Origin of the sequence: Aureimonas sp. Leaf324, assembly GCF_001423245.1 — a bacterium.
In the GTDB taxonomy this organism is placed as follows: domain Bacteria; phylum Pseudomonadota; class Alphaproteobacteria; order Rhizobiales; family Rhizobiaceae; genus Aureimonas.
Genome location: NZ_LMOH01000029.1, coordinates 147373 through 172055 on the forward strand (window position 1 = coordinate 147373; position 24683 = coordinate 172055).

The window sequence follows — 24683 nt, forward strand, 5'->3', positions numbered from 1 at the left end:
CCGGGGCGCGCCGCCCTCCGGCAGTAAAAAGCTCCGGCATTCGGGAGGAACCCACATGAAACGCATCGTCGCCGGCCTCGCGGCCCTCGCCGTCCTGTCCACCGCCGGTCTCGCGCTCGCGCAGGACAAGAAGCTCACCATGGCCGTGTCGATCCCGGCTGCCGACCACGGCTGGACGGGCGGCGTCGTCTACCACGCCGAGCGCGAGGCGAAGCTCCTCGAGGAGCGCTATCCCGGTCTCGACGTCGTAGTGAAGACCTCGCCCGACGGCGCCGCGCAGGCGAACGCTCTGGAGGACCTGACCGCGCAGGGCATCAACGCGCTTGTCACCCTGCCGCACAATTCCGACGAGCTGACCGACCCGATCCGGCAGGTGAAGGAGAAGGGCGTCTTCGTCACGGTGGTCGACCGGGCACTCTCGGATCCCTCGATCCAGGACCTCTATGTCGCCGGCGACAACCACGGCCTCGGCCGCGTGGCGGGCGAGTACATGAAGGAGCGCATGGCGGACGGCGGCGACATCGTCATCATCCGCGGTCTGCCGATCGTCATCGACGAGGAACGCCAGAAGGGCTTCGACGAAGGGATCGCGGGCTCCAAGATCAACGTCCTCGACCGTCAGTTCGGCAACTGGTCGCGCGACGACGCCTTCAAGGTGATGCAGGACTACCTCGCCAAGTACCCCAAGATCGACGCGGTCTGGGCGCAGGACGACGACATGGTCGTCGGCATCCTCGAGGCGATCGCCCAGAGCAACCGCTCCGACATCCAGTTCGTGGTCGGCGGCGCCGGCATGAAGGACATGATCAAGAAGGTGCAGGACGGCGACAAGATGGTGCCCGTCGACGTGCTCTATCCGCCCGCGATGATCGCGACCGCGATGGACCTGACGGCCGCCGGCCTCTTCGACCAGAACCCCGTGCGCGGCAACTACGTGCTCGACGCGACGCTCGTCACCAAGGACAACGCGCAGGAGTTCTACTACCCCGACTCGCCGTTCTGATCCGGCTCTAGGGGCGGCGGGAACTCCGCCCCGTCTCCTCTTGCGCGGCGCGCTGGAAATCCGGCGCGCCGCGGTCTACCTGTCGGGACGTGCCCCTGTTCCGCCTCCCGCCAACGAAGTCCTCGCCATGCTGACGATGAAGGGCAAGTACGGCCTGAAGGCCATGCTGCATCTTGCCGAACTGCCCGAAGGCCAGCGCGCGCTTTCCGAGGAGATCGCAAGGGCGCACAACATCTCCAAGAAGTTCCTCGACACCATCCTCGGCGAGCTGCGCGTGGCCGGCATGATCCATGCCCGCAAGGGCCGGGGCGGCGGCTACATTCTCGCCCGACCGCCGTCCGAGATTCGGGTCGGCCATGTCCTGCGCGTCCTCGACGGGCCGCTCGCGCCCATCCCCTGCGCCAGCCGCACCGCCTATCGCCGCTGCGACGACTGCCGGGACGAGCGCTCCTGCGCCGTCCGGCGGATCATGCTGGAGGTCCGCAACGCCATTTCCGCCGTGCTCGACGAGCGCACGCTGGCGGAAGCGGCGGGCGCACCGGAGAGCCTCGAGGCCGAGTTCCGCGAGCTGGCGCTCGGCGCCTGAAGCAACGAACGGCGGATCGGCTTTCCGCCTCAGTCGATAAAAAGAGTATGTTGTGCGTGTCGGGCGGCGAAGCCGGGCCTTACCTTCCCCGTCGACTTCGATGCGGCAGAAAAGGCTCGCGACCCATGACCGAGACGCTGATCGTCCCCGGCCTCAACGGCTCGCCCGCCGGCCACTGGCAGCGCCACTGGCTGGAGATCGACCCGCAGGCGGTGCTGGTGGAGCAGGAGGACTGGGCACGGCCGGTGCTGGTGGACTGGCTGCACCAACTGGAGGCGGCGCTGATGGCGAGCCGTCCCGGCGTCATCCTCGTCGCCCATAGTCTGGGCTGCGCGCTGGTCGCCGCGCTGGCCGGCCGTCCGGCCGCCTCCCATGTCGGCGGCGCGCTTCTCGTCGCACCGGCCGATGTCGCCAGCCTGTCGCAGACCGTGCCGACGGCGGCTTCCTTCGCGCAGAGCGCGCAGGCGCGCCTGCCCTTTGCCTCGATCCTCGTCGCCAGCCGCAACGATCCCTACATGCGCTTCGAGGGCGCCGAGCGTTGCGCCGCCACCTGGGGCTCCGCGCTCTACGATCTCGGCGCGGCGGGACACGTCAACATCGCAAGCGGCTTCGGTCCCTGGCCCGATGCGCTGACGCTGGCCGACGGGCTGCGCGGACGGCCGGCGCGGCAGACGAGGCTCGCTCGCGGCGGCGCCTCGCACACGTTCGGCGTGCGATTGGGTGCCCCACGGTTGCACGATTCCGGCCTCGGGCTCGGTTGAACGTTCGTTCAGGGGTTTCCTTCCGCTGCCGGCGCACCATCTAGAGTTTCGAAGAGCGCCTCCGGCGATGTCAGAGCCGGAATGAAACCACCTCATGAGACCGCGGGGCCAGCCTTTCGAGGTTTCCGGTCGGACGGACAGGCATCGGAATGCACGGTGATTTGCAGGCTGGGTCGCGGAAGGTCGTGCTCGTCGTCGACGACGAGCCGCTGGTGCGGCTGAATGCGGTCGACATGTTCGAGGAGATGGGATTCGAGGTGCTGGAAGCCTCCGACGGGGCTTCGGCTCTTCGGGTTCTGGAACGTCGGCCGGAGGTAGCCCTCCTGTTCAGCGACTGCCGCATGCCCGGCATGTCCGGTCCCGAACTCGCACAGGCCGTGGCCGAGCGCTATCCGCACGTGCGCATCGTGCTCGTCTCGGGCTACGTCAACGTCCAGAAGCTCGACTGGCCGCTGCTGCCCAAGCCCTACGATGCCAACTCCCTTCGCAAGGTGGCAGGCGACATCGCACCCGCGAACTGATCGCACGCGCGAACCGGCGGCAGGCGGCGCTTCCGCGGTTCTGCCTCCCGGCGTTCGCGCACAGGCCCGGAGCGGCTTCGGCCGCCGCCGGGCTTTTTGTTGTCCGGCGCCCGTCGAGCGCCACGAAAACCCCGGCGCCCGACGAAACACGCATCAGGTCTCGTCGAGGGCGTCGCGCAGCTTCATCGCTAGGTCCTCCAGCGAGAATGGCTTGGTGAGGAGCCGGACACCCGCGTCGAGCACCCCGTGGTGCACGATGGCGTTGCGGGTGTAGCCGGTGGTGAAGACGACCTTGAGGTCCGGACGCCCGCGCCGGGCCTCTTCGGCCAGCATGCGCCCGTCGATGTCGGGCATCACGACGTCGGTGAACAGGAGGTCGATATCGGACCGCTGCGCCAGAAGGCGCAGGGCCTCCGCCGCGCCGTCGGCCTCCAGCGTGCGGTAGCCGAGTTCCTGCACCGCTTCGATCGTCACGCGGCGCACGCTCTCGTCGTCCTCGACAACCAGGATCAGTTCGGCGGACGGGTCGGTGAGTTCCGGCAGCACCGCCGCGACCTGATCGGTCACGTCGTGCTCGCCGACGAGCCGCGGCAGATAGATCTTCACGCTCGTGCCCCGGCCGGGCTCCGAATAGATCTTCACGTGCCCGTCGGACTGCTTCACGAAGCCGTAGACCTGGCTGAGGCCGAGACCCGTGCCCTTGCCGATCTCCTTGGTGGTGAAGAAGGGATCGAAGGCCTTGGCCATCACCTCCGGACCCATGCCGGTGCCAGTGTCGGTCACCGCGACGAGCACGTACTGGCCCGGCACGATGCCGATTTCGGCCGCCGCATAGCGGTCGTCGAGATGGGCGTTCTGCGTCTCGATCGTCAGGCGCCCGCCCTCCGGCATCGCGTCGCGGGCGTTGACGGCGAGGTTGACGATGACGTTCTCGAGCTGGTTGGCGTCGACCGAGCAGGACCAGAGGCCGCCGCCGAGCACGGTTTCTAGGCGAATGTTGCCGCTGAGCGTCCGGCGCATGAGCTCCGACATGCCCGAGACGAGCTTGTTGAGGTCGACCGCCTGCGGATTGAGCGGCTGCTGGCGCGAGAAGGCGAGGAGCCGATGCGTCAGCGTCGCGGCGCGTCGTGCGCCCTCCATCGCGTTCTCGGCGTAACGGCGCAGCCGAGCCTCGCCTTCGGGCAAGCGGCGGCCGAGAAGGTCGAGCGAGCCGATGATCACCGACAGCATGTTGTTGAAGTCGTGCGCGATGCCGCCCGTCAGTTGGCCGACCGCTTCCATCTTCTGCGCCTGACGCAGCACCTCGGACGTGCGCTCGAGTTCGGCGGTGCGCTCGCGCACGCGCTCTTCCAGCGAGGCGTTGAGCTCGATCAGCGCGGCTTCGGCGCGCGCGCGCTCCAGCGCTTCGCGGGTGCGTGCGGCGACCTCCTCGCAGAGACGGATCTCGGCCGGCGTCCAGCGTCGGGCCGAGGGCTCATGCAGGTAGAGGAGCGAGCGCAAGGTGCCGTCGCGAAGCATGGGCACGACGATCAAGGATCGGCATCCGATCCCGTCCCAGGTCTCGAAGGCGCTCTCGTCGATGCGCGGGTCGCGGCGCACGTCCTCTACCGTCAGGGTTCGGCCCGCGCGCAGTTCCTCGATCGCCGCCGGACCGAACTTGTTGAGGATGCGGTTCTCGCCGGCAAGGCTCATGACCTCGGGCGAGCGCGTCCAGTCGCGCGCGACCTGGACGATCTCGCCGCTGGGATCGAGGTCGCCGTAGCCGCAGCGCGCAACGCCGAGCCGCTGACCGAGAAGCCGGGTCGTCGTGGCTTCGACGCCGGCCGGGTCGGGATGGCCGAGCAACGTGTCGCTGAGGTCGAGCAGGAAGGCACGGCGCTCCTCCTCCAGCTTGAAGTCGTGGATGTCGGTGCAGGTGCCGAACCAGCGAATGATGCGGCCCGCCGCGTCGCGCATCGCCTGCGCGCGCCCCAGCACCCAGCGGTATTCGCCCGAGCGATGCCGGAGCCGGTATTCGATATGGTAGGGCTCGCCGGTCTCGAGGCACTGGCGCCAGACCCCCCAGGCCCGCTCCTGGTCGTCCGGGTGGAACATGCCGTTCCAGCCCTCGCCATCGGTCGAGCCGTACGGCATGCCGGTGAACTCGTACCAGCGATCGTTGTAGTAGTCGTGGAAACCGTCGGGCAGCGTCGTCCAGACCATCTGGTCGATCGTGTTGGCGATCGCCTGGAACCCGGCTTCGCTGGCGCGAAGGCGATCCTCCCCGGCCCGCCGCTCGTCGATGTCGATCACCGAGCCGACGAAGCCGAGAAAGGCGCCGGTCTCGTCGAACCGGGGCGAGGCGGCGTCGATCGCCCAGCGGTAATGGCCGTCGCGGTGGCGCAGGCGGTATTCGAGCCGGAACGCCTCGTGCGCGGCGTTGGCGGCCTGAAAGATGCGCGTCGCCTCGGCGGCGTCGTCGGGATGCGTGGCGTCGAGCCAGCCGAAGCCTTCGGCGGCTTCCGGCGTCTGTCCGGTCGTCTCGTACCAGGATCGGTTGAGATAGGTGCAGCGCCCATCCGGGTCGGTCACCCAGAGCATGACCGGTGCATTGTCGGCCATGTTGCGGAAGCGGGTCTCGCTCTCGGTGAGCCGGCGTTCGCCGATGACGCGGCCGGTTGTCTCCGACACGATGCACAGGACGCCCGCGACCCCGCCGCTCTCGTCGTGCACGGGCGAATAGCTGATGTCGAAGAACACCTCTTCACGAAAGCCGTGCCGCTCGATCTGGAACGGGCGGTCCCTGGCCGACAGGGTTTCGCCACGGCCAACGACGCCATCCAGCAGCGGCCCGAGATCGTCCCAGAGTTCGGACCAGCTTTCCCGCGCGGGTCGCCCGAACGCGCGCGGATGCTTCGTCCCGATCGTCGGCGCATAGGCCTCGTTGTAGAAGGCGAGATAGTCGGGTCCCCAGAACAGGACGATCTGGGCATGCGACGACAGAAGGAGATCGACCGATGTCCTGAGCGCCGGCGGCCAGGCGGCCGGGGGGCCGAGCGGGCAATCGCTCCAGTTGCGCGAGCCGATCAGCGCGCCGATCGCGCCGCGTTCCTCGAGAGGGAGCACCATGCGAGGTCGTGTCTCCATAGTCACTGCGGGGGAGGGAGCGTGTTCCGCTCCCACCCGTCGGTCCGAACGCGCGACCGGCGGATTTGGTTCGCCGGCGGATGGCGCGGGGGGTAACCCTCAGTCCTTGGCGCGCTCGACGTAGGAGCCGTCCGCGGTCATCACCACGATGCGCGTGCCGGTCGCGATGTGCGGGGGGACCAGCGTGCGAACGCCGTTCGACAGGACAGCCGGCTTGTAGGACGAGGACGCCGTCTGGCCCTTGGTGGTCGGCTCGGTCTCGGTGACCTCGTAGACTGCGCGCTGCGGCAGCTCGATCGAGATCGCAAGGCCGTTGTAGACGGCGACCTGAACCGCCATGCCTTCCTGCAGGTAGGGCGCATAGTCGCCGACGACGCTCTCGGGAACCGCGACCTGGTCGAAGGTCTCCGGGTTCATGAAGTGGAAGCCCTCGTCGTCCGAATACAGGAACGTGTGCTCGCGCTCCTCCACGAAGGCGCGCTCCACCTGCTCGGTGGTGCGGTAGCGGTCCGACACCTTCACGCCGTCGGAAATGCGGCGCATGTCGAGCTGGGTGACGGGCGTGCCCTTGCCGGGGTGGATGTTCTCCGCGGACAGGATCACATAGAGCTTGCCGTCGTCGCGTTCGACGACGTTGCCTTTGCGGAGCGAACTGGCGATCACCTTCACGGGCTTTGTTCCTGATTTCGGTCTGATGTTGTAAGGGAGCTCGTCCGAGCCTCGATCCCCGGGCCCTAGCGCATCTGACGGTCCGCCGCCAGTCGGGCGGGTCCGTTTCGATCGGCCGCTCCCGCCAACGCGCCTCCTTGTCCAAGGCCGCCATGACCGATGCCTCGCCCTGGTGGGCGCCCCATGTCCACGCCGACCGCCGCCCGCGGCTGATGCTGCGCAATGCCCTGTCGGGCGCGCTGCGCGGATGGTTCGGCGCGCGCGATTTCGTCGAGGTCGAGGCCGGGGCGCTGCAGGTCTCGCCCGGCAACGAGGCGCATCTGGCGGCCTTCGCCACGGTCGAGGCGCGGTCCGACGGAACGCGCCAGCCGCTCTATCTCCATACCTCGCCCGAGTTCGCCTGCAAGAAGCTGCTGGCGGCTGGCGAACAGCGATTGTTCTCGCTGGCGCCCGTCTATCGCAACGGCGAGCGCAGCGCGCTGCATCATCCGGCCTTCACGATGCTGGAATGGTATCGCGCGGGCGAGACCTACGAGGCGCTGATGGCGGACTGCGCGGCGCTTCTGGCGCTCGCCGCCGACACGGCCGGCGTCCGGCGCTTCGCCTTCCGCGACCGCCGGGCCGATCCCTATTTCGAGCCCGCGCGCATCAGCGTCGCCGAGGCGTTCCAACTCTTCGCGGGCATCGACATCCTGGCGAGCGTCGAGCCGGGCGGCGCGACGGATCGCGACCAGCTGGCGGCGGCCGTGCGGGCGCTGGAACTCCGCACTGCGTCCGACGACACCTGGGCCGATCTCTTCAGCCGCGTCCTCACCGAACGGATCGAGCCGCGCCTCGGGCAGGGCCGGGCGACCATCCTCTACGACTATCCCGTGCCGGAGGCGGCGCTGGCGCGCGTCAGCGCCGGCGATCCGCGCGTGGCCGAGCGGTTCGAGCTCTACTGCTGCGGCGTGGAGCTCGCCAACGGCTTCGGCGAGCTCACCGACGCCGCCGAGCAGCGTCGGCGGTTCACGGCCGAAATGGACGAGCGCGAGCGCGTCTACGGCGAGCGCTATCCGCTCGACGAGGACTTCCTGGCCGCGCTCGGCGAGATGCCGGAGGCCAGCGGCATCGCGCTCGGCTTCGACCGTCTGGTGATGCTGTCGACCGGCGCCTCGCACATCGAGGACGTCGTCTGGACGCCGGTCGCGGATCTCCGGTCGTGACGCGCCCCTTGCGCAGCGCCGCCGCGCTGGTCGAGGCCGGCCTCGCGCCGGCGGAGCGTCTTGTCGAGCTGGAAGAGGTGGCCGCGCGCTACGCCGTCTCGGTGACGCCCGACATGGCAGACCTCATCGAGCATCCCGACGATCCGATCGGCCTGCAATTCGTGCCGAGCGCGGCCGAGCTTCAGGCGACGCCCGAGGAGAATGCCGACCCGATCGGCGACGCGGCGCATTCGCCGATGACGGGCATCGTCCACCGCTATCCCGACCGGGTGCTCCTCAAGCCGCTGCACGTCTGTCCGGTCTACTGCCGCTTCTGCTTCCGGCGCGAGATGGTGGGGCCGGACGGCAACGGCAGCCTTTCGGAGGCGGAACTCGACGCCGCGATCGCCTATGTCGCCGCCCGGCCCGAGATCTGGGAGGTCGTGGTCACCGGGGGGGATCCGTTCCTCCTGTCGCCGCGCCGGGTGGAAGCGCTCGGGCGCGCGCTCGGGACGATCGGGCACGTCAAGGTCATGCGGTTCCACACGCGCGTCCCCGTGGTCGAGCCGGCGCGGGTCGATGCGGCACTGGTCGCCGCGCTGCGCGCCTTTCCCGGTGCCACCTTCGTCGCGCTCCACGCCAACCATCCCGGCGAGTTCACCCCGGCCGCGCAGGCCGCGGTCGCTCAGCTCGTCGATGCCGGCGTCCCCCTCGTCAGCCAGTCGGTGCTCCTGCGTGGCGTCAACGACGACGCGGACACGTTGTCGCGTCTGATGCGCTGCTTCGTCGAGAACCGGATCAAGCCCTACTACCTCCACCAGGGCGATCTGGCCCCCGGCACCAGCCACCTGCGCACCACGGTGGCGGAGGGTCAGGCGTTGATGAAGGGCCTGCGCGGCCGGATTTCCGGCCTTTGCCAACCGACCTACGTGCTCGACATTCCCGGCGGCCACGGCAAGGTACCGATCGGGCCGGGCTTCATCGAGGACGCCGGCGAGGCCTACGAGGTGACGGATCCCACGGGACGGGCGCACCGCTATCCGCCCCTTCCCCACACGCCTGAGTAAAAAGCGCAAGACGTGCGGCCCGATCGGGCGTATAGATTGAACGCTCGTTCAACGCGCGTGCCCGGCTGGTCCGATGGCGCCGTCGATCGATGGGACGGCAACACGAAAAACTTTTGAAACGGCCATTCAACGACGCAAACGTGTGCCTCCCGCGCTAGGGTTGTGAGCGACGTGCCCAGGCTTTGGAAGGCGATGATGCAGACGGCGATGCAGATGTTCGATCCCGAACCGGCCGGCGGGCCGCGCGATCAGATCGCCGCCCTCCCGGTCCGGCTTCGCGAGGACGGCGAACTGGAGGTGCTGCTGGTCACCTCGCGCGAGACGCGCCGCTGGATCATTCCCAAGGGCTGGCCGATGAACGGGCTCGACGACCACGATGCGGCCGGCGTCGAGGCGCGCGAGGAGGCGGGGGTCAGGGGCAAGCTTCTGGCTACGCCCGTCGGGCGTTACGCCTATTGGCAGCGCGGCCGGGTCGAAACGCGCTTCCTGCAGGTCGACGTCTTCCTTCTGCGCGTCGAGAAGGTGCTGAAGAGCTGGAAGGAAAAGGACCAGCGCGAGCGGCGCTGGTTCTCGGTCGTCGATGCCGCGGACCATGTGCAGGAGGCCGATCTCGGCCAGGTCTTCCTGCGGCTCGCCGGACAGGCGCCCGCTCGGCGCTTCCTGGGCCTCGAGGGGAAAAAGCGCGGCAAGAAGGCGGCGCGCGAGGGGCAGCCGTCGGCGGGTGGGTCGGGTCCCGGTTGATCCCGCCCCGCGAGAGGGTTAAGAGCGGGGGATAGGTCCACGCAAGGTCCGGTTCGGGGCGCCCGGTCCGCGACCGGACCATGAGGCGCCCTCGCGCCCGCCCCGTTCAACCAGCTCCCGGATCGGAATGCCGCTCTTCGACGTCCTGCCGCCGGATCTCTTCAAGCCGCTGGCGGCTCCCGCGAAGCGGCTCTATTCCGACCTCCTCCTCCACATCTTCCACGAGACCTTCGAGCCTTCTGCCGAAGCGCCGCGACGGGTCGACGTCCTGCGCGCGATCGAGACGTTTCTCGCCGCGCGCGAGGACGACGAGACGGACATGCCCGCCGGCCGACCCGAGGAGCGGGCGCGGGCGGTCTACGACCGGCTGGTCGAGACCGGCTGGATGGTGGAGCATCGCGACCGCTACCTGCGCCTCGTCGACCTCGATCCGGAGGCGGCCGGGCTGCTCCATCTTCTCTCGCGCATCGAGCGCGGCGAGACGCGCTCCTACGGCGGCGCGGTCCTGGAAGTGCTGAGCGGCCTCGAGGGGGCCGCCGCCCATCCCGACGAGCGCTCCGAAGCCCTGCGCAACGCGCTGCGCGGCGCCGAGGATTTCATGGGCCACATGCGAACCGTCGCCGTCTCGCTGCGGCAGGCGGAGGAGCGCATTCTGCGCCAGCCCTCCTTGCGCGCGATCTTCCACCAATTCTTCGGTGACTTCGTCGAGCGGCACCTGATCCGCGACTTCAAGACCTTGCAGACCAAGGACAACCCGTTCCGCTTCCGCACTGCGATCATCCGGCAGGCGACCGAGATGTTCGAGAACCGGGCGCTGCTCTCGACGCTCGGCGATGCCTACGGGCGTGAGGGGCGGCTCGATGACGGCGCGGACGGCGAGGCGGAGATCCGCGAGGAGCTTTCGCGCATCGTCCACGTCTTCGAGGCGGCCGAGCGGCACCTCGATGCGATCAACGCGACGGTCGCGCGCATCGAGCGCCGCATGGTCAACGCCGCACGCCAGATGGACCGGATCGCCGGAGGCTCGACCGCCGAATTGGCCGAAGCGCTGCGCCTCGTCGCCGCGAAGCGCGAGGATGGCGACGTGCCGGTCGCTCCGATGCTGATCCCGCGCATCCTGCCGCTCGGACCGCCGCATGTGCCGGCGCCGCGCCGCGACAAGGCGCCGGTGGCCGTCGTCGCCCTGCGCGACCTGACGCCCGACCCGGCGGCCGTGCTCTATGCTCGCGCCAAGGAAGAGTACGTCCGGCGCACCCGCGTCACGGCGCCGATCCTCTCGGCCTATGTCGAGCGGGTTCTCGGGCCCCGCAAAGAGGTGCGCGCGCGCGACGTGACGCTCGCCTCGGTCGACGACTTCATCGCCTTCCAGCGCCTGCGCGAGCTGCCTTCGATCTTCGGCGGCCTGCTCGCCAAGCGCTACGAGATCGAGTTCCTCGAGGACCGCTGCGCCAACCGCTGGATCACCTGCCAGGACTTCGTGATCCGCCGCCGGCCGGGAGCCCAAGTCGATGCCGCCTGAGACCGACGAATTCCGCGACATCGTGGACGGCGACTGGGCTGGCGGCCACATCGCCGGCAAGCGCCCGACCTCCGAGGAGATGACGCGCGCGCTGCAGGTGATGATGACACGCCAGTGCGTCTATTCGCATACGCCCAATGTCGGGCGCACCTACGATCTCGTGCGCGCCTATTCGACCTTCTTCGAGCGCTATTTCGGCTCGCTCGGCTACCGGCTCATGGTGTCGCCGCGCGACCAGATGGTGGCGCTCGCCGTGCCCGCCGACGCGCCGCGCTACGACGGCCTGTTCGAGCGGCTGCGCAAGGACGAGACGATCGTGCTCCTCGCTCTACGCCTCCTGTGGGAGGAGGCGCTGCGTGCCCACGAGGCCGGCGACGGGAGCGTCGTCAGCGCCACGACCGACGATCTCGTCGATCGCATCGCGGCGCTGACGCAGGCCCCGCCACCGGAGGAAGTCCGGCTTCTCGAGATCCTACGCACCTTCGCCCGCCACGGGGCCCTGCGGCTCGGCGAGCGCGACCGCGTGCGCCGCGTGTCGCCGCTGACGGTTCTTCCCGGCGTCGGCATTCTCGTGCCCGATGCCTATGTGAAGGAGCTGATCCTGTGGGCGAGCGCCTCGGTGGCCCTTCCCTCCGGGCCGAGAACCGCCGACAACGATCGCGACGCGTCGCCCGGGGACGAGCCGAATGTATAGCCTCAGGCGGATCTCGCTTTCGAACTGGTACCTGATCGACGCCAAGGACATCGACATCCGCGGCGAGGCGGCGCTGATCGGCCCGACGGGCGCCGGCAAGACCTCGATCCAGGACGCGATCCAGACCGTCATCACCGGCGCCAGCCAGAACCGGCTGAACCTCAACGCCAGCGCGTCCGGGCGCTCCTCGCGCTCCGTGCTGGAATACTGCCTCGGCATGACGGGCGATCCGGCCGAGAACGGCCGGCCGCTGCGCCAGTCCTGCGAGACGCTCCTCGTCCTCACCTTTGCCAACGACCAGACCGGCGAGCCGATTGCCGTCGGCATCGCCATGGCCGCGCGCCAGGGCGACACGCGCGAGGAGATCCTCTCGCGCTTCATCGCGCCCGGCCACGCCTTCTCGCTGGAAGCCGTCCGGCGCCGCGAGAACGGCGTCGAGACGGTGATGCCCTGGAGCGAGATCGCCGCAGACCTGCGGGCGAACTGCCCGGCCTTTGCCGAGTTCAAGGCGTCGGCCGAGAAGTTCACCGCCGAGATGCTGGTCGCCATGCGCGGGCCGGCCGCGGCACCCAACGCGCGCCATTTCCTGCGCGCCTTCTCCAACGCGCTCGCCTTCCGCCCGATCTTCGATCCGACCGTCTTCGTGCGCGATTTCGTGCTGGAGCCCGATCCGCTGGACGTCGAGCGCGTGCGCGCCTCGATCGCGACATGGCGCGAGCTGGAAGGCCTGATCGAGGAGGCCGAGGCGAAGCACGGCCAGGTTTCGCGCATCGCGGCCAAGTTCCAGGCCTGGGGGCGCGAACGCCTTGCGGCCGATCTCGGGCGCTGGCGCGCGGCCGCCTTCCAGGCGCGGCGCACGGGGCAGGAATGGCTCGGCATCCGGCGCGCGCTGGCCGAGCGGCAGGGCGAACTGTCGATCGAGCAGGGCGTGCTGACGACGCGGCGCGAGTGGATCCGCTCGTGGGACGAGGAGATCCGCGACAAGACCGCCCGTCTGGCCGCGGGCGGCGGCGAGGGACGGCTGCGCGAGATCGCGGCCGAAACGCGCCTCAACGAGCGCGACATCCGCGAGATCGAGCAGGGCTGGGGGCGGATCGCGACGGCGCTCGGCACGCTCGCCCGCCTCGTGCTGCGCCATGCCGGCGACCTGCCGCCGGGCGCGGTCGAGGCCGGCCGTGCGGCGGCCGAGGCGCTGACCTTGGTGCGCGACGGCGACAGCTTCCTCGACCATGCGCGCGGCAAGGGCGACCGGCTGGAGGACCTCGTGGCGGCGGCGCGCCGCGCGGACGGGTTCGAGGCGGCGCTCGACAAGGCGACCGAGCGCCTCGGGAGCCGCGCCCACGCGCTGGAAGCCGAGCTCGAGCGGTTGCGTGGGGCTCTGTCACGGCCGAAGGGCGCTGGCGGCAGCCTGTCGCGCGAGGCCCTGCGGCTTCTCTCGCAGCTGCAGGCCGCCGGCATTCCGGCCGTGCCGCTCTGCGACGTCGTCGATGTCGCCGATCCCAGCTGGCAGTATGCCGCCGAGGCCCTGCTTGGTCGGGGCCGCGAGGCGCTGATCGTCGAGCCGGCGCTGCTCTCGCAGGCCTTCGACCTGATGTGGCGCGACCGGAACGCCTTTGCCGGGTGCACGCTGGTCAAGACCTCGGCGACGCGCTCGACCAACGCCCGCGCCCCGGCCGGCAGCATCCTCGAGGCGCTGACGACCGACGATCCGCATGCGCGCGCTTTCCTCAACGTGCGCATCGGTGCCTTCCGCAAGGCCGAGACCGACGCCGAACTCGACCGGCTGGAGCGCGGCGTCATGCGCAACGGCAAGACCTCGTCGGGCATGGGACTGTCCGTCCAGCGCGATCTCGGCGATCTCCTGTTCGGGCGCGGCAACGCGTTGAGCGACGGTGCCGGGCTCGAGGCGGAGCGGGGACGGCTGGAAGTCGAGCTTGCCGAGGTGCGCGCGCGGCTTCGCGAGGCGCGCGAGGGCGCCCGGGCGCTCGGACCCGTGCTCGCGGCCCTGTCGCCGGAGGCGGGGCCGGCCGAACTCGCGCGCCGCGCGCTCACCGTGCGCCAGCGCGCCGACGAGCTCGTCCGCGACCGCCAGGCGCTGGACGACGGCGAGGCGGCGACGCTGAAGGCCGAGATCGAGGAGATCCGAGCCGAGCGCGATGCCTATGCGGCGGAGCTCGCGGAGGAGGTCGAGCCCAAGGTCGAGACGCTGCGCCAGACGGTGGCGACGCTGACCGCGCGCGCCGACATGGCAGCCGAGCGGCACCGGGCGGCGCTTGCGCGCCGGCGCCGGAGCTGGGCGGTGCTCGAGACCGATGCGACCGCCGAACTTCTCGCCCTCGTGCCCGCTGGCGACGGTGCGCCGCGCACGCTGGCCGGCATGGCTGCGGCGCTACGCACGGAGATCGCCACCGGCGAGGCCGAGCGGCGCGATGGGCCGGCGTGGCTGGCGACCCGGCGCAACGAGGCGGAGGCCGCGGCCGAAAGTGCGGAGGGCACGGCGCGGCGCGAACAGCTGTCGGCGCTGCGCGAGCTCACCGAATATGCCGGGCGCTGGAGCGCGCCGGTGCCGGCCTTCGACGGCGAGACGATGGTGGCGGCACTCGCCTGGGTGCTCGAGGAAACGGCGCGGCTGGAGACGCACGAATTGCGCGGCCACCGCGACGCCTGCGTGAAGGCGGCGGCCGAGATGCGCTGGATGATGCGCGAGGACCTCCTGGCGCGCCTGTCGGAAAAGCTGGCGCGGGTGGGCTATCGCCTTGCCGGCATCAACCGGCTTCTCAAGCGCCACCGCTTCACCGGCCAGACCTACGCGTTCTCCTACGCCGTCAACGGACGCTTCGAGGGCATGCACGACCTCGCGCAGCGCGCGGCCGACGGCCAGCTGTCCGACGAGACGTTCGAAAGCTCGATGGGCGAGGTCGAGGCGATGATCGAGGGGGCGGAGGATGCGGCGCTGCTCGCCGACTACCGCCAGTACTACACGTTCGAGATCGTCATGAGCGACGCCGACGGCAATCGCACCACGCTGTCGTCGCGCGCCATGAAGGGCTCGGGCGGCGAGGCGCAGGTGCCGTTCTACGTCGCGATCGCCGCCTCGCTGGCGCTCGCCTACTTCCCCGGCCACATCGCCGGGCGTCCGGTCGGCATGGGCCTCGCGCTCTTCGACGAGGCCTTCAACAAGCTCGACGTGCCGAACACGCAGGCGCTTCTGCGCTTCTTCCGCGACATGGGGCTTCAGCTCCTGATCGCCGGCCCCGAGGACAAGCGCGCGACCTTCACCGAGGTGCTCGACACGATCATCCTCGTCAACAAGTCGCTCGACGGGCGCGCCGTCTATATCGACACCGAATATCCCGGCGAGACCGCCAAGGACGCACTCGCGCGCCTCAACCCCGACCATCGCGGCGTGGAAGGATTCCGTTCCGCCGCCGAATAGCGGGACCCCAACGCAAAACCTCCCGCGCGCCGATCGGGCGCGCGGGAGGCATCAGACATGGTCAGTCCGCTCGATCAGTCGCGGTCGCGGGCCAGAAGGCCGAGCACGAAGCCGATCGCGCCGGCTGCCAGCAGCGACGAGAGCGGGTGCTCGTGGATGGTGCGGCGCACCACGCGGGTGCCTTCCTCGGCATAGGCGCCGGCGTTCTCGTAGAGGTCGGTCGCATACTTCTGCGCGTCGTGGGTCGCCTCGCGCACGGCATCCTTGCCCTGGCCGAGAATGTTCTGCGCGGCACCTTCGGCCTGGCGGCGACGGCCCTCGGCCGAGTCCTTCTCGGAACCGAACGCGTCACCCAGAGCGCCCTGCACCTTGCCGCCAAGCTCCTTGGCGGCGCCCTCGAGACGGTTGTTGTCCATGAGTTCGAAACTCCTTGATAGGCGAGCGGTTGATCCGCTGTCGGAGCCTATAAGTCGTTAGGCGGCGATTGGTTCGATCTGTCGCACCTTAAATTCTCGTTAGCGGACCACCGTCATCGCGGCGCTGCGGCAGGGATGGCGGAGAAGATCGAGAAGTTCGTCGTCGCAGTGGAGGAGGGACAGCGAGACGCCGGCCATGTCGAGCGAGGTGTAGTAGGGACCGACCCAGGCCCCCACGACCTCGACGCGACGCGCCGCCAGCCGCTGCGCCACGCGGCGGTGGACGACGTAGAGTTCCATGGCGGGCGTTCCGCCGAGCGAGTTGACGAGGACGGCGACCCGGGCCCCGGCCTCGAGGCGCATCTCGGCGAAGAGGCGGTCGACGAGAAGGTCCGCCACCGCGTCGGCGCTGGCCAGCGGCTCGCGCGCGACGCCGGGCTCGCCGTGGACGCCGACGCCGATCTCCATGTCGGCCGGCCCCAGCGCAAAGCTCGGCCGGCGCGTTTCGGGCATGGTTCCGGGTTCGAGCGCGACGCCCATCGAGAAGGTGCGCGCCGCGGCCCGGCGCGTCACGGCCTCGCAGGCATCGAGCGGCATCAGCCGGTCGGCCGCCGCGCCCGCGATCTTGAAGACGAAGACGTTGCCGGCGACCCCCCGCCGCGAGCCGACCGCCTCCGCCGGCGCCGAGGCGATGTCGTCGATCGTCACGACCGAGCGCGTCTCGATGCCGTCCGCGGCCAGTTCCTCGGCGGCCATCTCGAAGTTCATCACGTCGCCGGAGAAGTTGCCGAAGACGTAGAGGACGCCGGCGCCTCCGTCGATCGCGCGGGTGCCTGCCAGGATGGGGCCGGGCGGCGGGGCGGCGAAGAGGTTGCCGACGACCGCCACGTCCGCGAGTCCCGGCCCGACATAGCCCCAGAAGGCCGGCTCGTGGCCCGAGCCGCCGCCGATCACGACGCCGACCTTGCCGGGCCGTGGGCCCTGAACGGCGCGGACGGCGCGCGGCGTGCCCGGCACCGGCGCGATCGTGTCGCCGTGGGCGGCGAGAGCCCCCTCCAGCGCCTCGTCGACGGCCGCGCGGGGATCGTTGAGAAGCTTCTTGGTGTGGGTTCGGCCGATCGGCGCCGAGGCCGGCGGCGACGGCGCGGCGCGGCGCAGCGGCTCGCTCCAGCCGTCCGCCGTCAGGATGCCCCAGCCGGTCTGCGTGTCGGTCACGAGGACGCTGACGAAGCCGCCGCGCAGCGCGCCGAGAATGGCCGGCACCTTGTCGGACCCGCCGGCCACCGCGATGCGCTGCGGCAGGGCGCGCAGGGCCGCAAGGTCGATCCCGATGGTGCGTCCGTCGAGCGGCCCCGGCACGCGTTCGCCGGAAGCCGAGATGAAGCGCCCGGCGATCGAGCCGATCGCCACCTGCTCGTAGTCGTGGCGCTCCGGCCCGTCGAGGAAGCCGCTCGTGTGGATCGTGCTCTCCGGCCGCAACGAGGAGATGCCGAAGAGGATGCGGTTCGCCTCGGACAGGACCGCCATCTGCTCGGCGAGGACGGGCTCGGCGAACAGCATGTCGCGCATCGCCGCGCTGGAGACGATCGCGGGCGCCGACAGCGGGATGCAGCGGCCGCCGAGCGCTTCGGCGAGGCGCGAGGCACAGGCTTCCGGCGTCCAGGGAATCTTGGCCGTGGTGCCGCCCGTGGCCTGCACGACGCGGACGTCGCCGAGCGGGGCGACCCGCAGCGCCTCGACCAGCGCGAGGATGGTGCGACCCCAGGTCACCGCGAGCGTGTCGCCGGGCCGCGCGAAACGGGCGAGGGCCTGCGCGCCCGCCGCGCCGAGCCGCGCGTTCAGCGAGCGTTCGCCGCCGTTCGTCGGCACGACGAGGCAATCCTCGAGGTCGAAGCGCTTGCGCAGCGCCTCGGCGAGCGACAGCGCCCGGAACTGGCGCGGCTCGATCTCGATCGTCACGAGGCCGCGCGCGCGGGCCTCCGCGAGATAGGTGTTCACCGAGGCCCGCGAGACCCCCATCTCGGCGGCGATGTCGCCCTGCGTCATGCCCTCCTCGTGGTAGAGCCAGGACGCCCAGAGCAGCGCATCGTCACCGAAGCGGAGCGGGATCGCCGTCTCGCCGGCCGCGCGAGGGGAAGGGCGGGCCATCAGCCGCGCCCGCCGCGTGCGGCGCGGATCGCCTCGAAGCCCTCGCGCAGCGCATCGACCACGATCGCGGCCGAGGCGGCGCCGGGATCGACATGCCCGAGGCTGCGGGTCCCGAGCCGCGCCGCGCGGCCCTTCGAGGCGACCATGGTCCGGGTCGCGTCGCGGCCCTCGGCGGCGGCCCGGGCCGCCATGCCGAGCGCGGCCCCGACATCCGCGCCGGACGCTTCGGCGGCCGTGATCGCCCGCAGCGCGGGGCCGAACGCGTCCATCATCGTCTTGTCGCCCGGCACCGCCTTGCCGCGCCGCGCGATCCCCTCGCCGAGGCCCGCAACGAGCGTCAGGAGGTCGCCGTCCGACAGCTCGGCTCGTCCCGCGAGCCGCCGTCCGGCTTCCTGGAAGCCGCTGGCATAGAGGGGCCCGGCCGTCGCGCCGACGGCATCGAGGAAGGAGCGGGCGGCGATCGGCAGGAGGTCGGCCGCGCCGGCGCCGGCATGGGCCGCGTCCTGCGCATCGCGCACCACGGCCGCAAACCCTTCCGACATGGTGCGGCCGTGATCGGCATCGCCGATCGCGCCGTCGAGCTCGGCCAGATGCTCGCGCGCCTCGTCGATCCGGCGCGCCACCGTGCGCAGGATCTCGACGAGCTGGTCGGCGGTGATTCGTGTCATGGGCTAAGTGTCGGAGCGCGCGGGCGATCGTGCAAGCGCCGGCCGGCCGACGACGGTCCGGCAGCGCTTCCGGATGCGGCGTTGACATTTGTCGGAAACAATCTGACTAATGTCGAAACGAGGCGTCGAAGGGAGAATCGGCGCCGGGAACGCCGTAAAGGTGTTCCGGGAGGATGTCGGAATGTCGGAACCGCTTCTCAAGGTGGAAGGGCTGCGCAAGTCCTTCGGCGGCGTCGCCGCGCTGCGCGACGGCCGCTTCGAGCTCGAGGCTGGCTCCGTGCATGCCCTGTGCGGTGGCAACGGGGCCGGCAAGTCCACGTTTCTGACCATCGTCATGGGCATCCAGAAGCGCGACGGCGGCACGATCTGGCGCAACGGCCAGCCTGTGGACTTCTCCAGCCCCGCCGATGCGCTGAAGGCCGGCATCGCCATCATCGAGCAGGAGCTGAGCCCGGTTCCGCACATGAGCGTCGCCGAGAACATCTTTCTCGGACGCGAGCCGTCCGGCCGCTTCGGCGGCATCGACTTCCGCACCATGAACGCCCGCGCGCAGGCGCTGCTCGACGATCTCGGCTTCGCGATCGATGCGCGTCAGGCGATGGCGACGCTCTCGGTCGCGCAGATGCAGCTCGTTGAGATCGCGAAGGCCCTCAGCCACGACGCCGAAGTCATCTTCATGGACGAGCCGACCTCGGCCATCGGCGAGCGCGAGGCGCAGCACCTCTTTGCCGCGATCGAGCGCCTGAAGGCTCAAGGGCGCGGCATCGTCTACGTCTCGCATCGCCTGTCGGAAATCTTCCAGATCGCCGACAGCTACACCGTCTTCCGCGACGGCGCCTATGTCGCGAGCGGCAAGCTCGCCGAGATCGACCGCCCCGGCCTGATCGGCATGATCGTCGGGCGTGAGCTCGGCGAGGAATACATCAAGACCAACACGCCGTCCGAGACGGTCGGCCTGTCGGTCGAGGGGCTGGCGAGCCCCGGCCGCATCGAGGACATCTCGTTTGACGTGCGCAAGGGCGAGATCTTCGGCATCTACGGGCTGATGGGCTCGGGCCGCACCGAAATCTTCGACGCGCTGTTCGGCCTCGACCCGAAGGCAGAGGGGCGCGTCGCCGTGGACGGCCGGACGATCGCGGTCCGCAAGCCGGCCGATGCGATGGCCGAGGGGCTGGCGCTCGTCACCGAGGACCGCAAGCAGACCGGCCTCAACCTCCACGATTCCGTGCGCGGCAACATCGCGCTGGCGAGCCTGCCCGAGATGAGCCCGGCCTTCGCCATGCGCGGCCGGGACGAGGCGGCCGCCGCCCACGAGATGATCGCGCGCTTCGGCATCAAGGCGGCGCGCGACACGATGCCGGTCTCCGGCCTGTCGGGCGGCAACCAGCAGAAGGTCGTGCTCGGCAAGTGGTTCCTGCGAAACCCAAGGGTGCTGCTCCTCGACGAGCCGACGCGCGGCGTCGATGTCGGCGCCAAGCGCGAGATCTATCGCATCATCTGCGAATTCGCCGCTGCGGGGGGCACGGTCGCGATGATCTCGTCGGAGATCGATGAGGTGCTGGGCCTGTCAGACCGCGTGATGGTGATGCGGGGCGGGCGCTCGGCCGGCATCCTCGACCGCAGCGAAGCCAGCGCGCAGTCGCTCGTCCATCTTTCGACCTGAACCGGGCTCCTCGCAGCCCGCGCCCGCGCATGACCTCTTGGGGAGACGATCCCGTGACCGACATCAACGCAAAAGCCGCCGATCCCAATGCGGGCGCCGAGCGCCGCCGGCTCCTGATCCAGGAATACGGCATCTTCATCGCCTTCCTGATCCTGGTCGGCGTGCTAGCCGTCTCCAGCCCCTACTTCCTGACCGCCGGCAACATCTCGAACGTTCTCCTGCAGACGTCGATCAACGGCATCCTCGCCATCGGCATGACCTTCGTCATCCTGACGCGTGGCATCGACCTGTCGGTCGGCTCCGTCGTGGCGCTGGCCGGCATCGTCAGCGCCAGCTTCGTGACGACGACAGCGAACGCCAGCGTCGCGGGCGGGCCCTATCCGATGATACTGGCGCTCGCGATCGGCATCGGCGTCGGCGTTCTCTCCGGCGCTATCGTCGGCCTCATCGTCTCGCGCTTCAACGTGCCGGCCTTCGTGGCGACGCTCGGCATGCTGTCGGCCGCACGCGGCATGACGCTGATCTACGGCGGCGGCCGTCCCGTGCCGGGCCTCATTCCCGAGTTCCGCTGGATCGGCACCGGCAACGTCTTCGGCGTGCCGCTGCCCGTCGTGATCCTCGCCCTCGTCTTCGCCGTCTCGTGGTGGCTTCTCTCCTCGACCCGCTTCGGCCGCTACATCTACGCCGTCGGCGGCAACCCGCACGCAGCCAAGACGTCGGGCATCAACGTCGCCCGCATCCGCTTCATGGTCTACGTCATCTCGGGCGCGCTGGCGGGTCTGGCCGGCATGATCCTGTCGGCCCGCACCGGCTCGGCCCTGCCGCAGGCGGGCGTCGCCTACGAGCTCGACGCGATCGCGGCGGTCGTCATCGGCGGCACCTCGCTGTCGGGCGGCGTCGGCCGCGTCACCGGCACGCTCATCGGCGCGCTGATCATCGGCGTGATGAACAACGGCCTCGATCTCATGGGCATCCAGTCCTACTACCAGCAGATCCTCAAGGGCGCCCTGATCGTGGGCGCGGTGATGCTGGACCAGAAGCGCAGCCACGCCAGCTGAGCGCTCGACGCATTCCGTCCGGCGGCATTGCCGGACCGAAGGGAGTGCCGTCATTCCGGCGGCCCGACCACCAGTTCCACTCGGGAGGAGACTTGACGATGAAGACCCTACTGCTCGCCCTCGGCCTCGCCACCGCGCTCACCGGTCCGGTGCTCGCCCAGGAGAAGCTGAAGATCGGCGCGACCGTCTACGGCCTCAACGCCGAGTTCATGCAGATCTGGACCGCCGCGCTGCAGAAGCACCCGGCCGTGCAGAAGGGCGAGGTCGAGGTGACCGTGTTCGACGGCCGCTACGACGCGCTCGTCCAGCAGGAACAGTTCAACACGATGATCACGCAGAAGTACGATGCGATCATCTTCGTGCCGATGGACATCGAGGCGGGCGCGGCGCCCGTGCAGGCCGCGGTCGACGCCGGCATCCCGGTCGTCGGCTCCAACGCCCGCGTCAACTCCGACCTCCTGACCTCCTATGTCGGCTCCAACGACGTCGAGGCCGGCGAGCTCGAGGGCAAGGCCGTTCTCGACAAGATGGGCTGCAAGGGCAACCTCGTGATCATCGAGGGCCCGATCGGCCAGAGCGGCCAGATCCAGCGCCTCGAGGGCAACGAGAAGGCGCTCGCCGCCTGCCCCGACGTGAAGGTCCTGGAGAAGCAGACCGGCAACTGGTCGCGCGCCGAGGCCCAGACGCTGATGGAGAACTGGCTGACCTCGCACCCCGGCCAGATCCAGGGCGTGATCGGCCAGAACGACGAGATGGCACTCGGCGCGATCGAGGCGATCAAGGCCGCCGGCCTCAACGTCAGCGACTTCGCCATCGCCGGCATCGACGGCGTGACCGACGCGATCAACGCGGTGAAGGCCGGCGAGATGGCCTCGATCCTGCAGGACGCGAACGCGCAGGCCCAGGGCGCGCTCGACGTCGCGATCAAGGCGGTGAAGGCGGACTACCAGCCGCAGTCGCCCATCTGGAACCAGTATCCGTCGATGAAGTGGGAAGACGGCAAGGCCAAGACCTACCTCGTCCCCTGGACGCCGGTGACGACCGCCAACGCCGACGAACTCCTGAAGTCGCGCCAGTAGTCGCATGACGGACGGCGGCCGGCATCCCGGCCGCCGTCCCTATCCTGCCCTTCCCCACAGCTTGGAGCCCGTCCCGTGAGCGACGCCCCTTCCATCGATCTCGACTTCTCGCTGGCCGCCAAGGTCGCGCTCGTCACGGGCGGCGGCTCGGGCATCGGCCAGGCGATCGCGCGCGCCCTGAGCCAGAAGGGCGCGCGGGTCGCGCTGCTCGACAACAACCTCCAGGCCGCCGAGGCGACCGCCGGCGAACTGCCAGACGCGCGCGCCTTCCGTTGCGACGTCGCCGATCCCGCCTCGGTCGAGGAAGCCGTCGCGGCGGCGGAGAGCGCGTTCGGCGCGATCGACATCGTGGTCAACAGCGCGGGCATCGTCGCGCTCGCCCCGGCCGAAAGCCTGACGCTCGACCAGTGGGACCGCACGATCGCGATCAACCTGAAGGGCACGTTCCTCGTCTCACAGGCCGCCGGAAAGCGCATGATCGCGGCCGGGCGCGGCGGGCGCATCGTCAATCTCGCCTCGCAGGCTGGCACGGTCGCAATCGAGGAGCACATCGCCTACTGCGCGTCGAAATTCGGCGTGATCGGCCTGACGAAGACGCTGGCCGCCGAGTGGGGCCGCCACGGCATCACCGCCAACACGATCTCGCCGACCGTCGTCCTCACCGAGCTCGGCAAGGCCGCCTGGGCCGGCGAGAAGGGCGAGGCCGCCAAGAAGCGCATTCCGACCGGCCGCTTCGCTTATCCCAGTGAGATCGCGGCTGCGGCCGTCTTCCTCGCCTCGGGCGCTGCGGCCATGGTCAACGGCGCCGACCTCGTCGTCGACGGCGGCTACACCATCCTCTGAAGCCCGGCTTTCCAGACCATCCTTTTCACAACGGACCCCGCCCCATGCAGCGTTTCCTCAACGATCCCGACAATGTGGTGGACGACACCGTCCGCGGCTTCGTGAAGGCCCACCGCGACCTCGTGCGCCTGTCGGAGACGAACCGGCGCGTGGTCGTGTCCACGAGCGCGCCGAAGAGCGGGCGCGTCGGCGTCGTCACCGGCGGCGGTTCGGGCCACGAGCCGGCCTTCATCGGCTACACCGGCAAGGGGCTGGTGGACGCGGTGGCGGTGGGCGAGTTGTTCTCCTCGCCGACCGCGAAAAGCTTCCATGACGCGATCAAGGAGGCGAGCGGCGGCGCGGGCGTCGTCTGCCTCTACGGCAACTATGCCGGCGACAACATGAACGTGAAGATGGCGCAGAAATTGGCGTCGAAGGACGGCATCGAGGTCGCCGTCGTGGTGGCCAACGACGACGTCTGCTCGGCCCCGCCGGAGGAGCGCGAGAAGCGCCGCGGCGTCGCGGGCGAGATCTTCATGTGGAAGATCGGCGGCGCCAAGGCGAACGAGGGCGCGAGTCTCGAGGAGGTGCGCGCCACCGCCCAGAAGGCGATCGACAACTGCCGTTCGATCGGCGTCGGCCTCGGCCCCTGCACCCTGCCGGCCGTCGGCCACCCGAACTTCCAGATCGAGGCCGGCACGATGGAGGTCGGCATCGGCCATCACGGCGAGCCCGGCATCCGCGTCGAACCCTTGAAGACGGCCACGGAGGTCGCGCGCGACATGGCCAAGATCGTCCTCGACGACCATGCGCTCGCCGCGGGCACCGAGGTCGCGGTCCTCGTCTCCGGCCTCGGCGCGACGCCGCTGAACGAGCTCTACATCCTCAACGACACGATCGAGGCCGAGATCACCGGTCGCGGCCTCACGGTCTACCGCACCTATGTCGGCAACTACTTCACCTCGCTNCAACGAGCTCTACATCCTCAACGACACGATCGAGGCCGAGATCACCGGTCGCGGCCTCACGGTCTACCGCACCTATGTCGGCAACTACTTCACCTCGCTGGAGATGGTCGGCGCGACGCTGACGGTRCTGGCGCTCGACGACGAACTGAAGCGCCTTCTCGACGCCGAGGCCCGCGCGCCCGGCTTCCAAGGGTTGAGGGAGACCGGACCGATGCAGAGCTTCCCGAATGCCGGCGGCGGCGCGATCGTCGAGGCGATGGCGGCGCGGATCGTCGAGAACAAGGCCTATCTGTCGGAGATCGACGGCAAGATCGGCGACGGCGACCATGGCGTGAACATGGCCAAGGGCTTCGGCATGGCGGCSGAGCGGCTGAAGGGCCGCGACGCGTCGCTGGCAGAGGCCTTCGCGCTTCTCGGCGAGGTGCTGATGGGCGAGATCGGCGGCTCGATGGGCCCGCTCTACGGCATGACCTTCACCGAGTTCGCGGAAGCCATCGAGGGCCGGGAGGCGATCGACGCGGCCCTGTTCTCGACCATGCTCCACAAGGGTCTCG

The 24683-nt window shown here is 69.9% G+C and carries 20 protein-coding genes and 2 pseudogenes; 17 read left to right on the plus strand and 5 right to left on the minus strand.

Annotated features, from left to right (window positions below; translation table 11 throughout):
- Nucleotides 1-55: 55 nt before the first annotated feature.
- The 4 genes from ASF65_RS19895 (at nucleotide 56) to ASF65_RS19910 (ending at nucleotide 2871) form a co-directional block, all read left to right on the plus strand.
- Complete coding sequence (locus ASF65_RS19895) at nucleotides 56-1003, plus strand: substrate-binding domain-containing protein (RefSeq protein ID WP_055893357.1); 948 nt, start codon at nucleotides 56-58, stop codon at nucleotides 1001-1003.
- Nucleotides 1004-1130: 127 nt separating this feature from the next.
- A complete protein-coding gene (locus ASF65_RS19900) occupies nucleotides 1131-1589 on the plus strand; it encodes an Rrf2 family transcriptional regulator (RefSeq protein ID WP_055893361.1) in 459 nt (152 codons plus the stop codon).
- 125 nt (nucleotides 1590-1714) lie between these two features.
- Nucleotides 1715-2350: an alpha/beta hydrolase gene (locus ASF65_RS19905; RefSeq protein WP_082505871.1), complete on the plus strand. Its 636-nt coding sequence runs from the start codon at nucleotides 1715-1717 to the stop codon at nucleotides 2348-2350.
- A gap of 185 nt (nucleotides 2351-2535) precedes the next feature.
- Entirely contained in the window at nucleotides 2536-2871 is a 336-nt protein-coding gene (locus ASF65_RS19910; protein WP_162239511.1) for a response regulator, read from the plus strand.
- 153 nt (nucleotides 2872-3024) lie between these two features.
- Here ASF65_RS19910 and ASF65_RS19915 read toward each other — a convergent pair whose 3' ends face one another.
- Together ASF65_RS19915 and efp are read right to left on the minus strand one after the other, a co-directional pair.
- Nucleotides 3025-5979 (minus strand): PAS domain S-box protein, encoded by a 2955-nt coding sequence (locus ASF65_RS19915; protein WP_055893367.1) that lies wholly within the window; start codon nucleotides 5977-5979, stop codon nucleotides 3025-3027.
- 117 nt (nucleotides 5980-6096) lie between these two features.
- Entirely contained in the window at nucleotides 6097-6666 is a 570-nt protein-coding gene (efp, locus tag ASF65_RS19920; protein ID WP_055893369.1) for an elongation factor P, read from the minus strand.
- A gap of 152 nt (nucleotides 6667-6818) precedes the next feature.
- Between efp and epmA the strand changes: the two genes are divergently transcribed.
- From epmA to ASF65_RS19950, 6 genes are all read left to right on the plus strand, one after another.
- Nucleotides 6819-7871 (plus strand): EF-P lysine aminoacylase EpmA, encoded by a 1053-nt coding sequence (epmA, locus tag ASF65_RS19925; RefSeq protein ID WP_055893425.1) that lies wholly within the window; start codon nucleotides 6819-6821, stop codon nucleotides 7869-7871.
- Nucleotides 7868-8917, plus strand: a complete 1050-nt coding sequence (locus ASF65_RS19930) for a lysine-2,3-aminomutase-like protein (protein WP_055893372.1) — start codon at nucleotides 7868-7870, stop codon at nucleotides 8915-8917. Before epmA ends, ASF65_RS19930 begins: the two co-directional genes overlap by 4 nt.
- A 171-nt stretch (nucleotides 8918-9088) precedes the next feature.
- Nucleotides 9089-9658, plus strand: coding sequence for an NUDIX hydrolase (locus ASF65_RS19935; protein WP_244486868.1), 570 nt, complete (start codon nucleotides 9089-9091; stop codon nucleotides 9656-9658).
- A gap of 127 nt (nucleotides 9659-9785) precedes the next feature.
- Nucleotides 9786-11177 (plus strand): Wadjet anti-phage system protein JetA family protein, encoded by a 1392-nt coding sequence (locus tag ASF65_RS19940; protein ID WP_055893374.1) that lies wholly within the window; start codon nucleotides 9786-9788, stop codon nucleotides 11175-11177.
- Nucleotides 11167-11871, plus strand: coding sequence for a DUF4194 domain-containing protein (locus ASF65_RS19945; RefSeq protein WP_082505873.1), 705 nt, complete (start codon nucleotides 11167-11169; stop codon nucleotides 11869-11871). Before ASF65_RS19940 ends, ASF65_RS19945 begins: the two co-directional genes overlap by 11 nt.
- The gene (locus ASF65_RS19950; RefSeq protein WP_055893377.1) at nucleotides 11864-15307 is read left to right on the plus strand and encodes an SbcC/MukB-like Walker B domain-containing protein; all 3444 of its coding nucleotides are present in this window, start codon (nucleotides 11864-11866) and stop codon (nucleotides 15305-15307) included. Before ASF65_RS19945 ends, ASF65_RS19950 begins: the two co-directional genes overlap by 8 nt.
- A gap of 74 nt (nucleotides 15308-15381) precedes the next feature.
- On the opposite strand, the gene ASF65_RS19955 is transcribed toward ASF65_RS19950, so the two are convergent.
- The 3 genes from ASF65_RS19955 to dhaL form a co-directional block, all read right to left on the minus strand.
- Complete coding sequence (locus ASF65_RS19955) at nucleotides 15382-15723, minus strand: CsbD family protein (protein ID WP_055893381.1); 342 nt, start codon at nucleotides 15721-15723, stop codon at nucleotides 15382-15384.
- A gap of 99 nt (nucleotides 15724-15822) precedes the next feature.
- The gene (locus ASF65_RS21130) at nucleotides 15823-17871 is read right to left on the minus strand and encodes a bifunctional sugar-binding transcriptional regulator/dihydroxyacetone kinase subunit DhaK (protein ID WP_082505875.1); all 2049 of its coding nucleotides are present in this window, start codon (nucleotides 17869-17871) and stop codon (nucleotides 15823-15825) included.
- A complete protein-coding gene (dhaL, locus tag ASF65_RS19965; protein WP_055893384.1) occupies nucleotides 17871-18539 on the minus strand; it encodes a dihydroxyacetone kinase subunit DhaL in 669 nt (222 codons plus the stop codon). The genes ASF65_RS21130 and dhaL overlap by 1 nt, the downstream gene beginning before the upstream one ends.
- A 181-nt stretch (nucleotides 18540-18720) precedes the next feature.
- On the opposite strand from dhaL, the gene ASF65_RS19970 reads away from it, so the two are divergent.
- The 7 genes and pseudogenes from ASF65_RS19970 to ASF65_RS21610 all read left to right on the plus strand — a co-directional run.
- Complete coding sequence (locus tag ASF65_RS19970; RefSeq protein WP_055893387.1) at nucleotides 18721-20202, plus strand: sugar ABC transporter ATP-binding protein; 1482 nt, start codon at nucleotides 18721-18723, stop codon at nucleotides 20200-20202.
- 53 nt (nucleotides 20203-20255) lie between these two features.
- A complete protein-coding gene (locus ASF65_RS19975; protein WP_055893390.1) occupies nucleotides 20256-21260 on the plus strand; it encodes a sugar ABC transporter permease in 1005 nt (334 codons plus the stop codon).
- Nucleotides 21261-21358: 98 nt separating this feature from the next.
- The gene (locus tag ASF65_RS19980; protein WP_055893392.1) at nucleotides 21359-22339 is read left to right on the plus strand and encodes a substrate-binding domain-containing protein; all 981 of its coding nucleotides are present in this window, start codon (nucleotides 21359-21361) and stop codon (nucleotides 22337-22339) included.
- Between the two features lie 75 nt (nucleotides 22340-22414).
- Nucleotides 22415-23182 carry a GolD/DthD family dehydrogenase gene (locus ASF65_RS19985; protein ID WP_055893395.1) on the plus strand — a complete coding sequence of 256 codons (768 nt, stop codon included), beginning with the start codon at nucleotides 22415-22417 and terminating at the stop codon, nucleotides 23180-23182.
- 44 nt (nucleotides 23183-23226) lie between these two features.
- Nucleotides 23227-24030 (plus strand): annotated as a pseudogene (locus ASF65_RS21135) (dihydroxyacetone kinase subunit DhaK); the annotation flags it as partial.
- Nucleotides 24031-24129: 99 nt separating this feature from the next.
- Nucleotides 24130-24304 (plus strand): annotated as a pseudogene (locus ASF65_RS22210) (dihydroxyacetone kinase subunit DhaK); the annotation flags it as partial.
- Between the two features lie 36 nt (nucleotides 24305-24340).
- A partial coding sequence (locus ASF65_RS21610) for a DAK2 domain-containing protein (protein WP_156369405.1) occupies nucleotides 24341-24683 on the plus strand: 343 nt, incomplete at its 3' end.

Coding starts and splice junctions, on each gene's coding strand:
- ASF65_RS19895 (WP_055893357.1), top strand. CDS start 56: ATGAAACGCATCGTCGCCGGCCTCGCGGCCCTCGCCGTCCTGTCCACC.
- ASF65_RS19900 (WP_055893361.1), top strand. CDS start 1,131: ATGCTGACGATGAAGGGCAAGTACGGCCTGAAGGCCATGCTGCATCTT.
- ASF65_RS19905 (WP_082505871.1), top strand. CDS start 1,715: ATGACCGAGACGCTGATCGTCCCCGGCCTCAACGGCTCGCCCGCCGGC.
- ASF65_RS19915 (WP_055893367.1), bottom strand. CDS start 5,979: ATGGTGCTCCCTCTCGAGGAACGCGGCGCGATCGGCGCGCTGATCGGC.
- epmA (WP_055893425.1), top strand. CDS start 6,819: ATGACCGATGCCTCGCCCTGGTGGGCGCCCCATGTCCACGCCGACCGC.
- ASF65_RS19940 (WP_055893374.1), top strand. CDS start 9,786: ATGCCGCTCTTCGACGTCCTGCCGCCGGATCTCTTCAAGCCGCTGGCG.
- ASF65_RS19945 (WP_082505873.1), top strand. CDS start 11,167: ATGCCGCCTGAGACCGACGAATTCCGCGACATCGTGGACGGCGACTGG.
- ASF65_RS19950 (WP_055893377.1), top strand. CDS start 11,864: ATGTATAGCCTCAGGCGGATCTCGCTTTCGAACTGGTACCTGATCGAC.
- ASF65_RS19955 (WP_055893381.1), bottom strand. CDS start 15,723: ATGGACAACAACCGTCTCGAGGGCGCCGCCAAGGAGCTTGGCGGCAAG.
- ASF65_RS21130 (WP_082505875.1), bottom strand. CDS start 17,871: ATGGCCCGCCCTTCCCCTCGCGCGGCCGGCGAGACGGCGATCCCGCTC.
- dhaL (WP_055893384.1), bottom strand. CDS start 18,539: ATGACACGAATCACCGCCGACCAGCTCGTCGAGATCCTGCGCACGGTG.
- ASF65_RS19970 (WP_055893387.1), top strand. CDS start 18,721: ATGTCGGAACCGCTTCTCAAGGTGGAAGGGCTGCGCAAGTCCTTCGGC.
- ASF65_RS19980 (WP_055893392.1), top strand. CDS start 21,359: ATGAAGACCCTACTGCTCGCCCTCGGCCTCGCCACCGCGCTCACCGGT.